This window comes from Pseudomonas sp. NFACC46-3 (assembly GCF_900114515.1).
GTDB classification, from domain to species: domain Bacteria; phylum Pseudomonadota; class Gammaproteobacteria; order Pseudomonadales; family Pseudomonadaceae; genus Aquipseudomonas; species Aquipseudomonas fluorescens_Q.
This window is the reverse complement of the sequence record NZ_FOTH01000037.1, coordinates 1-12270: the sequence shown is the minus strand read 5'-3', so window position 1 is coordinate 12270 and position 12270 is coordinate 1. Positions and strand designations below refer to the sequence as shown.

Sequence of the window (12270 nt, the reverse complement as noted above, 5' to 3'; positions counted from 1 at the left end):
GGGCAGGTTGTACGGGACCTCTTATAATCCGGTCGAGTAGCGACGCTCGATATCTTCGAAACCTAGAAAACTCAATGCCAGCAGGGCTTGACCTACGTGCATAGGCTCGCCATTGAGGGTTTGACAGCCGCGCGATTGCGCCTCGAGCAGCAAGGCAGTCGGCTCTGACCTGGTGATGATATCGACCACCACCGTCGCTGGGTCCAGTCGCGTTGCGTCTATAGGCATTGGATCATCAGGGTTCATGCCGAGCGGGGTAGCATTGATAACGATGTCGTGACCTGCGGGGGCTGCCGGGCCTGCATACACAGCACACGGACCCTCTTTGGCAACGCGGTGCGCAAGGTCCGAGGCGCGGTGCGGATCCAGGTCTGCAATGACCAGTGATCGTGCGCCAGCAGCGGCAACGGCAAACGCGATTGCCCGTCCCGAGCCGCCAGCGCCTATAAGCAGAACAGATTTTCCCTCCAGGGAAACTCCGTGGCGCTGCATGCCAGCTACGCAGCCAAGTCCGTCGAACACAGCGCCCACCCAGCGCCCGTCATTGTCACAACGAACGACGTTGATTGCGCCGATCTGGCGCGCAGTAGGGTGGAGCTCATCCACGATGTCCAGCATGCTCTGCTTGTGCGGCATGGTGACCAGAAGTCCAGCGAGGTTGCGCACGGCTCGCACGCCTTTGACAAACTCAGCCAGGCCCCCCGCGCCGATTTCCAAAGGAATGCAGACGGCGTCAGCCTGTGCTTCGGCAAACAGCTTATTCAACAGCATTGGAGACTTGGCGCTCTTGAGTGGATCGCCTATCAATCCATATATTCGCGTGGTGCCTGTGATGCGTGGATGCATGTCAACCTACTTGTATTGGCTATTGCACGCCAGTTGCCGGTATGTAGATATCGGAATCCACCCCTGACGGGCGTGCGTATCACTGCCGTGCTGCTCGAAATCCTGTGCAAAAAATTGAGCAGCATGGCGGTGGTGAAAGGGCGGCCGTCAGGAGCGCATCACTGGCTCTGCTTTTTTGAACGCTTGATCGGAGGCTTTGGCGTTCAACTTGGTATTGGATTTTTCCCGCACCTCTTCGTATTCCTCCTTTGACATCGGGACAGCATTGGGGTCACCGAGGTCTTTCAGACGAATCCGGAAGGTTTCCCGGGTAGTAATAGCGGCGATAGCGGAGATTACACAGATACCAAAAGTCAGTGCCCCAATTTTCAGAGGGATATTGTCGCTACCGGGAGGCGCTACGGATACAAAAAGGGCCGGCAGAAACGCTGTGCATGCCACGCCTATGTTCTGTCCAATGGCCATGCCGGTAACTCGTACCCGTGTACGGAACAGTTCCGGGAACAAACTTGGGAACACACCATTAAAGCCTTGGTAAGCCACACCCCACATGAGCAGCGATAGAACCAGCGAAAGCCACATATTGTGAATGCTGATCGCATAGAGGTAGCCAAATGACAATATACCGCCGCACAGAACGCCAACGATCACCGGAGGCTTGCGGCCAATTCTATCGGAGAGCTTACCGACGAAGGGGATAAGGATAACTGCGCATATATTGCCTAGCACCGGTATCCACATGAATAAGCCGGAAGGAAATCCAATGCCATAGGCGGGTTGCACGGCATAGGTCGCACCGAATACAGAGGCGACGATTGCAAGTACCGCAGAGAGCGCCATGCAGATGACACGTAGCAGATCGCCCCAACTCTGCGTGAGCACTTCGATCACAGGTAGCTTGCGGGGCTTGGTCTGTGTCTGCGCCTCAGTAAAGATCGGAGCCTCATGAACCTGACGCCGGATGATCCACCCCATGACGAGCACCCCTGCGCTGAGCAGGAATGGAATCCGCCAGCCCCAAGAAGCAAACTGATCGGCTGGCATGAACTGGGCAAGAGGCAGGAAAACCGCAGCGGCTAGCAGTTGCCCGGCTTGGACGCCTTGAAGGGTAAAACTTGCGAAGTAACCGCGACGCCCATCAGGCGCATGTTCCAGGATCATGGAACTGGCGCAAGACATTTCACCCGCGACCGCAAAACCTTGAATCAGGCGCAACAGTATCAATAGGGCAGGTGCCCAGATACCAATCTGTGCATAGGTAGGAAGCAGACCGATGCACATCGTCGACGCGCCCATCAGGAACATGCAGTAGACGAGCACCGTCTTGCGTCCATGGCGGTCGCCCATGTGCCCCAGGACTACAGCGCCTAGCGGCCGGGCGATATAACCAACGCCGAAGCTGGCCAGCGAAATGATGATCCCAACCGTCGGGTTGTCTGACGGGAAGAACAGCTGTGGGAAAAGTAGCGCTGCCGCAGTGGCATAGATAAAAAAGTCGTAGTACTCCAGCGCTGAGCCTATCCAGCCGCTCGCTGCGGCCTTTTTAGACTGACGCTTGGAGTGTGGATCGCCTTGAATGCTTTGGCTCATGACATGTCTCCGGATTCTCGATTGTTGTTATTGTAACGTCGTTCCATCAGTAATTCTGTTACCAGAATCGCCGCCTTGTCAAGGGAGTTCCTTTGGTCGATCAAGGTATGGCGCTGGTTTTCTGCGGGTGCGTCGCCACGCCGAGCGAGCACGCTGGAGCCCGCCCATGCGATAGAGCGAATGGTTGTTAGGAGGGTGAACTACAAGCGATCTCTCGAAAGACAGCCGTCGACGAGCCTCGAAATGTTCAACGGATTCGCGTTCTTGAGCGCATCGGGAAGCAACGCGTCGGGGTAGTTCTGGAAGCAGACGGGCCTCAGGAAGCGGTCGATGGCCAAGGTGCCGACCGAAGTGCCGCGGCTATCGGAAGTGGCAGGATAAGGGCCACCGTGCACCATTGAATCGCAGACCTCGACACCTGTTGGGTAGCCATTGATGAGGATGCGGCCAACCTTCATCTCCAGCAAAGCCGTCAACTCCATGAACTGCGCAAGGTCTTCTGGCTCGCCGATCAAGGTTGCAGTCAATTGTCCGTGAAGGGCATTGATTGCCGAGTTGAGTTGGACCTGGTCAGCGACCTCGATGAAGATGGACGTGGGGCCGAAGATTTCTTCTTGAAGAACCTTGTCGCCGTTAAGCAGCAACGCAACGTCAGCCTTGAACAGCTGTGGCTGGGCCTGGTGACCCTGCTGGTTGCTGCCAGCCAGGTGCGCGATGCCGGGGTGCGCGTGCAGGTTCTGCAAGCCAGCCGCGTAGCTGCGCAGGGTGCCCGCATTGAGCATTGTCTGTGGCGGTTGGTCGTTGATCAACGCTGCCACTCGGTCCTGAAAAGCAGTGAAAGCATCCGAACGAATGCCAACCACCAGTCCGGGATTGGTGCAAAACTGCCCACACCCTTGAACCACCGAGGCGACAAGATCGTGAGCGATACTGTCGCCTCGAAGCGCGAGCGCTTGAGGCAGGATCACGACCGGGTTGATGCTCGACATCTCAGCGAAGACTGGAATGGGCTCGGGGCGAGCGGCGGCCATATCGCACAACGCTCGACCACCCTTGAGCGAGCCGGTAAAGCCAACGCCCTTGATGAGCGGGTGTTTTACCAGGGCTTCGCCTACGCCACTGCCATAAATCATGTTGAAGACACCGGCGGGCATGCCGCTGCGCTCGGCCGCGCGGATGATCGCGTTGGCGACCTGTTCTGCAGTGGCCATATGGCCGCTGTGGGCTTTGAATACCACCGGACAACCCGCCGCGAGGGCCGAAGCGGTGTCGCCGCCAGCCGTGGAGAAAGCCAACGGGAAATTACTTGCACCAAACACTGCAACCGGACCGATTGCGGTGCGGTACTGGCGAAGGTCAGGGCGCGGCAACGGTTTGCGAAGGGGTAACGCCAGGTCGATGCGGGCCCCATAGAAGTCACCACGCCGCAGTACGTTTGCAAACAAGCGCATCTGACCGCTGGTACGTGCGCGTTCGCCCTGGATGCGAGCGACAGGCAGTGCTGTTTCACGGCAAACCAGCGCAATGAACTCATCGTCCAAAGCCTCTAGCTCTTGCGCAATGGCATCGAGAAATTCAGCCCGTTTGCTCGCGCTCAGGGTGCGGTAGCTGGAAAAAGCATGGTGGGCTGCATGAGCCGCGTTCTCGACTTCTTGCGCAGTCGCCTGGTGGAACGCATAGGGTAAGGTTTCCCCTGTGCTGGCATCCACGCTCTTGACGATGATGGTGCCGGCGGCGCTACGCTGACCGCCGATAAAGTTCTGGCCGGTGATGAGGGACATGGTTGTCTCCAGGTTGAATGTGCATGTGATAGAAGGGCAAGGCGTCCCCAGGACTGAAAATCAGGTGACGGCGCCGATCTGCCAAGGCACGAACTCGTTTTGTCCGTATCCGTGTTGTTCGCTCATGCTGCGTTCGCCCGAGGCAATGCGCAGCATGGTTTCAAAGATCGCTGCACCGCATGCCTCGATGGTCAAAGTGTCTTCGGCTATTTCGCCGCAGTTGATGTCCATGTCTTCTCGCTGACGTGTCCATAAGGCGCTATTGGTCGCCAGCTTGATTGATGGGGCAGGAGCACAGCCATAGGCCGATCCACGACCGGTGGTAAACGCAATCAGGTTCGCACCACCGGCGACCTGACCGGTTGCCGAGACCGGGTCATAGCCAGGGGTGTCCATGAAAACCAGCCCGTTGGCCGTAACGGCCTGGGCGTATTCGTAAACATCCATCAGGTTGCTCGAACCCGCCTTTGCCACCGCGCCCAGTGATTTTTCCAGGATGGTGGTCAAGCCACCTGCCTTGTTGCCGGCAGAGGGGTTATTGTTCAGTTCGGCTCCCATACGCTCGCAGTACTGTTCCCACCAATGAATGCGAGCGATAAGTTTTTCGCCGACTTCACGGCTCACAGCCCGTCGTGTCAGCAAATGTTCGGCACCGTAAATTTCCGGGGTTTCGGAGAGAATCGCGGTACCGCCGCAGGCGACCAGGCGATCCACCGCGTTGCCCAGCGCTGGGTTGGCAGTAATGCCGGAGTAGCCATCCGAGCCGCCGCACTGAAGCCCGACGGTCAAATGGCGAGCGCTGACCGGTTCACGCTGAATTTGATTGGCCTCGCCAAGCAATTGCTTCACGTGGTCAATGCCACTGGCGATAGCCTTGGATGTACCGCCACTGTCCTGGATGTTGAACGTGCGTAGGGTATTGCTACGGGTGAGTCCTTGCGTTGTGAGTAATGAGTCGATTTGGTTCGTCTCGCAGCCCAACCCGATCACCAGCACGGCCGCAAAGTTGGCGTGGGTCGCATAGCCGGCCAATGTCCGGCGCAACATGCTCAAGCCGTCGCCTGCGGGATCAACGGCGCAGCCGGCGGAATGCGTGAGAGCGACAACACCGTCGACGTTTGGAAACGCTTGCAGTGCGGCGGGATTGATGTCCCGACGAAAATGGTCGGCGATGGCCCGGGCGACTGTGGCAGAGCAATTCACTGATGTAAGAATGCCGATGTAGTTGCGTGTCGCGACGCGTCCATCCGGGCGTACGATACCCATGAACGACGGGGCTTCACTCGACTTGACGTTGGGCTTCGCATCGACGCTGAAAGCATAATCTCGAGTGAATTCCCCCATCGCCAGGTTGTGCACATGGATATGCTCGCCTGCTTCTATGTCGACAACAGCAAAACCAATGATTTGCCCATAGCGCCTCACCGGTTGACCGGCTTCGATACGGCGGGAGGCAACTTTATGGCCTGGGACAATCGCTTGCCGGACAGTCACGCCTTCTTGATCGAGGACTTCGCCAGCGAGTAGCGGTCGGCGTGCAATCAGCACATCGTCCAGCGGGTTCAAGCGCAGCACAGCTGCTGCGCCGGTTTTCGTGATCAGTTCCATCGCATCCTCACGGGCTGCTGGGTGGTGGGCGGTCGCTAATAGCGCCGCACTTTTGTGTCGGCACTATAGGATTCATGGAAATGGCTGCCTAATGAGAGCTTTCGATTGCTCGATAACTTTGCCTCATCGACTTTTTTTGAAATGGCTGCGGTCTCTCTTCTCTGTAGCCGTTTGCCGCTGTTTGGCGAACGCCAGCAAGGTCGCAATAAACGTCCGTGTCGGCTCTGACAGGGGCTCATCCTTGCGAGTGATAACTCCGTAATCCTGGGATTCAACTTTGAAGGGCGTGTTGAGGATTTGAAGCTGCCCGTTTTGTAGCTGTGACTGGACCATGGACTCGGGGAGCATGGCGAGCATTGGCCCGGACTGAAGCAACTGCAGGAAGGTCTGCATCGAAATGGTTTCCACCGTGTTGGTCGGCGGGGCGATCTTGAACGTCCTGAACGCGCGCTCCATGCGTTGTCGGATCGGCGTATTGAAGGGATACATGACCCATGGCCATTCACTGATTGCTTCAGTGGGGACCTCCTCAAGCCCGCACAGAGGGTGTGTGCTGTTCACGACAAGGCAAAAGGGTTCGGGTCCCAGCGACGTAAATTCGAACGGCTGACAATCCTCATCCGTGAAGCGCGCGATGATCAAATCGAGTTTCTTTTGTTCGAGCATCTCCAGCAGATGGTTACTGGTTTGTTCGATCACCTCGATAGAAAGGAGGGGGCGCTCCCGTTTTATGCTGGCAATGGCTTCAGGCAGCACCACGGATGTGGCGGCGAAAATGGTGCCGACTTTTAAATGACCATGCCCGCCTTTACGCAGTTTGTTGACTTGGTCGACGAACGACTCTGTGTCCTCCAAGGTAATACGCGCATAGCGGGCTACGAACTCCCCTAGTTCGGTAAGAACCAGACTACGCGTTTGACGCTCAAACAGCGGAAAACCGAGGAGAACTTCCAGATCGCGCAGCAATTTACTGATGGCCGGTTGCGTGACATTCATATGCTCGGCGGTTGTGTGCATGTTGCGGGTCTTGGCCAAGCTATTGACCAGTACCAAATGTTTGATCTTCAGCCATCGGGAGACACTGGCAAAAGTAATTTGATCATTTTCCATCGGATAAGGCCTTGTCTGTCGATAACGAAACAGCATTGATGGGTGAGTTTCTTTCATTGGGATTTACGGGGGAGGTCCATTAGTTTTACGGCTCTGATGGCCAACTGATCTGGAAGCTCCATGGCGAATTTGAAACTGACGCGCGAAAACACCCTGCCAGTGGATGGCCTGGCCGGAACGCTGATCGGCCGTGCCTGGATCCCGGGTGCGATTGCCGGCCCCTCGCCGGTGGTGCTGCGCGATGAAGGTGTGTTCGATCTTGCTGAAACCTTTTCGACAATCAGCGAACTGCTGGAACACACCTCGCCGTTGTTGGCGGTTCGTCAGGCGCCAGGCAGGTACATCGGGACTGTCGAGGCGTTGCTTGGGAACACCGGCAGCCATGCCGATCCCGGCAAGGCATCGCTGCTGCCTCCAGCAGATCTGCAAGTCATCAAGGCGGCCGGGGTGACGTTCGCGTCCAGCATGATTGAGCGGGTCATCGAGGAGCAGGCCCGAGGCGATGCAGCCAAAGCTGAAAGTGTTCGCCGCTTGGTGCACGAAGCAATAGGCGACAACTTGCGGGCAATCAAACCGGGTTCGCCAGAAGCGATGCGTCTTAAAGCGGTGCTGATCAAGCAGGGTATGTGGTCGCAATACCTGGAGGTCGGTATCGGCCCGGATGCGGAGATTTTCACGAAGGCACCGGTTCTGGCCGCAGTGGGCAGTGGCAGCGAAATCGGCATTCATCGCAAGTCTGAATGGAACAACCCGGAACCGGAAATCGTGCTGGCGGTGAACAGTCGAGGCCAAGTGCATGGCGTTACCCTGGGCAACGACGTCAATTTGCGTGATTTCGAAGGCCGCAGCGCACTGCTGTTGAGCAAGGCCAAGGACAACAATGCGTCCTGTGCGATCGGCCCGTTTATTCGTCTGTTCGATGAAGCGTTTACGCTCGATGACGTGCGCAATTGCGTCGTGGATTTGCACGTCCAGGGCGACGACGGCTTTACGCTTGAAGGCAGCAGTTCCATGGCCCTGATCAGCCGTGACCCGTTGGATCTCGTGGCCCAGACGGTCGGCGGTGATCACCAGTACCCGGATGGCTTCATGCTTTTTCTCGGGACATTGTTTGCACCTACCCAGGACCGTGAGGAGCCAGGAAGCGGCTTCACTCATAAGCAGGGTGATGAGGTCAGCATCGGCAGTCCGTTGCTGGGCACACTGCGCAACACCGTCACCTACAGCCATGAAGCTGCGCCCTGGACTTTCGGCTTGCGAGCCATGATGCACAATCTTGCTGCCCGCGGATTGCTGTAGGTAAGGCAGGGTGGTGAGAGGCATTGGGCGTTCTTCCGCAAAGATTGAACATGCACAGGCGCTTGTCTATGGATAAGGAGCCGTACCCGAAGGGTTCGGTTTTTATCTCAGTCCAGCGTCCCACGTCCCGGAAACCCGGCTGCGTGGCCCGCTCTGTCTCGATAGGGCCAACCCGATGCAAGCGGGTTTGACTTATCCGGGGGCGCCTGCATACTATTGGAACGCGGTTCCAGTACGAACAATGTTGCTCGAATCCACCTCATTGTCAAAGATAAGTCGAGAAAAATATGAGAGTCGTTAAAGGTGCTGTTGACCGTTGCCTGGAGGCGATTGAACTGCTGGCCCGTGAGGCTCGCTGGATGCGGATGTCCGATATTGCAGCCGAGCTGGGCTTGGAGAAGGGCCCCGCCCATCGAGTGCTTGCTCAGTTAGTCGAGCAAGGGTGGGCGGAGCAGGATGAAGCCACGTCGCAGTACCGCTTGACGCTGAAGCTGGCACTGCTGGGGCAGCGCTATTTACATGGCATCGGCTTGCCTGAATTGGTCCAGCCGATCATCGAGCAAGTGGCTGTTCAATGTCATGAGTTGGTGCGGTTGACGGTGGTCAACGAGGGCACCTTGTCCTGGTTGTCTTCGGCCCAAGGCGCCGCGCCGGGGCTTATGTATTCGCCGGCCATGGATAAACCGATCAATCTCTATGCAACCGCCAATGGCAAAGCCTGGCTGGCAACGATGTCTGATGAGCTGGCCATTGAGCATGCGTTGCGCAGCGGGCTGGGGAAAGCTGATGCCGGGATTGGGCAGGGGCCGAAAGCGATCAACAGCATCGAAGGCTTGTTGGCCGAGCTGGCACTGACCCGAAAGCGCGGGTATGGCTTGGTCATTGAAGAAGCCGAGGCGGGTGTCTGGGCGATTGCGGTACCGGTCAAGCTGGTTCCGTCCGGCACTGTGGTCGGCACGATGAGTATCGCCGGCCCGGTATTGCGCATGCAGCCCGAACGCTATGAAGAATTGCATGCCCTGCTGGAAGAGGCCGCCAACAAGCTGGGTACGGTTTGGCCGCGCCAGAACAACGTGCATTCGGAGAGCGTATGAGCCAACTCGCTCCTCTAGGGGCCGAGTCGGGGGCAGGGCTGGAAGTCGCCGCTGCCGCTTTGGCCCGTGCACGGCTGGAGGGGGTTCGGCTGGCATCCTTGCCTGGCCCGAACCTGCCAAGCAGCCTCGCAGAAGGTTTTGCCATTCAGCAACACGTGGGCCCATTGGCTGGAAAAACCGTGGGGGGCTGGAAGTGCGCGGTGCCGCCGGCTGGCAAGTGGATCGTCGCCCCGATCTACAGCGACAGCATCGTAGAAGGTGAACGTTATCGACTGGCCGCTGACGCCGATAAGGCGCGCATCGAGCCCGAACTGGCGTGCGTCCTGGCCCATGATTTGCCGGCACGTGTCGAGCCTTATACCGCTGAACAGATCGCTGCTGCGATCAGCGACGTGCGCTTGGCATTGGAAGTGATCGACTGCCGTTATACCGATCCACACACACTGCCGTTCGAGCAATTGCTCGCGGATGGTCTATTCAATCATGGCCTGGTACTGGGGGCGCCAATCACGCTGTCGAACACTGCCAGCATGCCCTCTGAACTGGCTATCACCCTGAGCGATGCAACGTCGGAGCTCGTGAGTATCAAGGGCCGCCATCCGGACGGGGATCCGTTGTTGCCGATCGTCTGGCTGGCCAATTTTCTGTCTACACAAGGGATAGGGCTGCAAGCAGGGCAGGTGATTATCACAGGGTCCTATGCAGGTGTTCTCGATGTGCCCGTTAACCAGCCACTGCAGGTTCAGTTCGGCGAAGCAGGCTCATTGTCTGTCCATTTCTCAACGCTGGAGGAGTAACAAATGCGCTTAGTTCGTTTTGGTTTACCGGGGCAGGAACAGCCGGGAATCTTGGATTCGCAAGGGATCGTTCGGGACCTCTCGGGCATTGTCGATGACATCGATGCGTCGGCCCTGAGCCCGTCAGTGCTTGAAAAGCTGCGCGCGGTCGACGTTGAAAAGCTGCCCGTGGTGGCGCCTGGCACGCGTCTTGGTCCGTGCGTGGGCAGCGTACCGAACCTGATTTGCATTGGTCTGAACTACTCCGATCACGCGGCTGAAACGAATACGCCGATCCCGAGCCAACCGGTGGTCTTCAATAAACACACCGCATCCATCAGCGGACCCAATGACCCGGTCATCTTGCCAACGGGCGCTCAGAAGCTGGATTGGGAAGTCGAATTGGCCATTGTCATCGGTACCCCTGCCTGGCAGATCGATGAGTCGCGGGCATTGGATCATATTGCCGGTTATTGCCTGGCCAATGATGTTTCCGAGCGGGCTTATCAGCTTGAGTACGAAGGCCAGTGGACCAAGGGCAAAAGCGGTTTTTCTTTCGCGCCTCTGGGACCTTGGCTGGTCACCCGTGACGAAATTGCCGATCCGCAGGCACTTGACCTCTGGCTCGACGTGAATGGCAAACGTCTCCAGACCGGCAATACCCGCACGATGATCTTCAGCGTTGCCCATATTGTCGCGTACCTCAGTCGCTTCATGCCGCTAATGCCGGGTGACGTCATCATTACCGGTACGCCGCCAGGTGTGGGGCTCGGGCAGAAACCACCGGTATTCCTCAAGGCAGGGGACACCATGCGTGTCGGTGGCCAGGGATTGGGTGAGCAATTTCAGACCGTGGTTCCTTACGTTGCTGAAATGGGGGCTGCATGGGGCGCGGGCCGCCACCCCAATGTTGACTGACTATCGCTAAAGGAAAAACGCTATGAGCTTTGCAGGAACAGGTGTAGTCGCGATCTGGCATGATCTTTTGCCCGAAGCGCGGGACGAGTTCTATGAGTGGCATAACCGTGAGCACATGCCTGAGCGGGCTGGAATTCCGGGCTTTTTGCGCGGGCGCCGGTACATCGCCTTGGATGCCGGACCGACCTATTTCAACCTCTATGAGGCTGATTCCGTGCAGGTGTTGGGCGGGCAGGATTATTTATCGCGTCTCAACACGCCGACGGCGTGGACCCAGCAGTCGGTGAAATCCTATCGCAATGTCGCGCGATCCATTTGCGAAGTCACTTACTCCAGCGGTGTGGGGCAGGGCGCGTATTTGTTAACGGTCCGTTTCGATGTTGTCGAAGGGCAACATAAATCGGTATCAGATGCACTGCGTCAGCGCGTGCTGCCTCCCCTGGCGGATAAACAGGGTATTACAGGCGTGCACTTGTGTGTGGCTGATGAGGCCGTGAGCAAGGTTGAAACCGCAGAGAAAAAGGCCCGCGCCGAAGGGACCCAGATACCGGCCTGGATCGTCATGATCGAAGGTTGTGCGCCTGACTACGTTCGCGTCGCCGGCGAGTCTTTTGTGGCCGAGCTGCAACGGCTGTTGGAGGGGCAATCGACGGGACCGGAAACCACGCTTTATCAATTGGAATACACACGTTGCAAAACGCCGGGGAGTGCGGGTTGATCGCCGAGCGTTCGAGTACGTTTTAACTTTCAGTCGTTGTTCTCATGCAATTCCTCACGAGCGTGCCAATACAGGCATTGAGTTTAGCTCGCGTCTGCGCACGCTCGGGTTTTGCTTACGGCGATATTAGACAATTATCAAGTTGCTCAATAACGGGCTAGATAAATAACTTCTTCGGTCGCTCGGAAGTTAGCTCTTCGGGCTGTCTGTGCATGCGTTGCCACGAGCTAAAAATCGCAACAAAAAACAATAATAATTCATTGTGAGGAAACATCATGCGCTACCCGGTTACTCTCCGCGGCGTGCCTGCACATCCATCGCTCATCAGTCTGACTCTTGCGTTATGCGCGGGTTCGTCAGCTGTTGTTCAAGCCGATCAAAATAGCGGTTTTGTCGATGGCGCTACGGCCACCCTCAATTTGCGCAACGCTTACATCAACCGCAACTTCACCAACCCGAACAACGCCCAGGGCAAGGCCGAGGAATGGACCCAGAGTTTCATCCTCGACGCCAAGTCCGGGTTCACCCAG

At 57.3% G+C, this 12270-nt stretch carries 11 protein-coding genes; 6 read left to right on the top strand and 5 right to left on the bottom strand.

Annotation, left to right across the window (positions count from 1 at the left end):
- Positions 1-21: 21 nt before the first annotated feature.
- The 5 genes from BM300_RS25810 to BM300_RS25790 form a co-directional block, all read right to left on the bottom strand.
- Positions 22-846, bottom strand: a complete 825-nt coding sequence (locus BM300_RS25810; protein ID WP_092464362.1) for a shikimate dehydrogenase family protein — start codon at positions 844-846, stop codon at positions 22-24.
- A gap of 147 nt (positions 847-993) precedes the next feature.
- Positions 994-2436 carry an MFS transporter gene (locus BM300_RS25805; RefSeq protein ID WP_092143004.1) on the bottom strand — a complete coding sequence of 481 codons (1443 nt, stop codon included), beginning with the start codon at positions 2434-2436 and terminating at the stop codon, positions 994-996.
- 200 nt (positions 2437-2636) lie between these two features.
- Complete coding sequence (locus BM300_RS25800; protein ID WP_092464360.1) at positions 2637-4217, bottom strand: aldehyde dehydrogenase (NADP(+)); 1581 nt, start codon at positions 4215-4217, stop codon at positions 2637-2639.
- 60 nt (positions 4218-4277) lie between these two features.
- Positions 4278-5825, bottom strand: a complete 1548-nt coding sequence (locus BM300_RS25795; RefSeq protein ID WP_092464358.1) for a UxaA family hydrolase — start codon at positions 5823-5825, stop codon at positions 4278-4280.
- A 123-nt stretch (positions 5826-5948) separates the two neighbouring features.
- Positions 5949-6935 carry a LysR family transcriptional regulator gene (locus BM300_RS25790; RefSeq protein ID WP_092224106.1) on the bottom strand — a complete coding sequence of 329 codons (987 nt, stop codon included), beginning with the start codon at positions 6933-6935 and terminating at the stop codon, positions 5949-5951.
- Positions 6936-7055: 120 nt separating this feature from the next.
- Between BM300_RS25790 and BM300_RS25785 the strand changes: the two genes are divergently transcribed.
- From BM300_RS25785 to BM300_RS25760, 6 genes are all read left to right on the top strand, one after another.
- A complete protein-coding gene (locus BM300_RS25785) occupies positions 7056-8234 on the top strand; it encodes a fumarylacetoacetate hydrolase family protein (protein ID WP_092464356.1) in 1179 nt (392 codons plus the stop codon).
- Positions 8235-8521: 287 nt separating this feature from the next.
- Entirely contained in the window at positions 8522-9328 is an 807-nt protein-coding gene (locus tag BM300_RS25780; RefSeq protein ID WP_063320977.1) for an IclR family transcriptional regulator, read from the top strand.
- On the top strand, positions 9325-10125 hold the full coding sequence (locus BM300_RS25775; RefSeq protein ID WP_092464353.1) for a fumarylacetoacetate hydrolase family protein: 801 nt from the start codon (positions 9325-9327) through the stop codon (positions 10123-10125). The genes BM300_RS25780 and BM300_RS25775 overlap by 4 nt, the downstream gene beginning before the upstream one ends.
- A 3-nt stretch (positions 10126-10128) precedes the next feature.
- Positions 10129-11022 (top strand): fumarylacetoacetate hydrolase family protein, encoded by an 894-nt coding sequence (locus BM300_RS25770; RefSeq protein WP_092143025.1) that lies wholly within the window; start codon positions 10129-10131, stop codon positions 11020-11022.
- A gap of 22 nt (positions 11023-11044) precedes the next feature.
- Positions 11045-11740, top strand: coding sequence for a DUF4286 family protein (locus tag BM300_RS25765; RefSeq protein WP_057400013.1), 696 nt, complete (start codon positions 11045-11047; stop codon positions 11738-11740).
- Between the two features lie 275 nt (positions 11741-12015).
- Positions 12016-12270: OprD family outer membrane porin (locus BM300_RS25760; RefSeq protein WP_139232389.1), on the top strand; the 255-nt coding region annotated here is incomplete at its 3' end.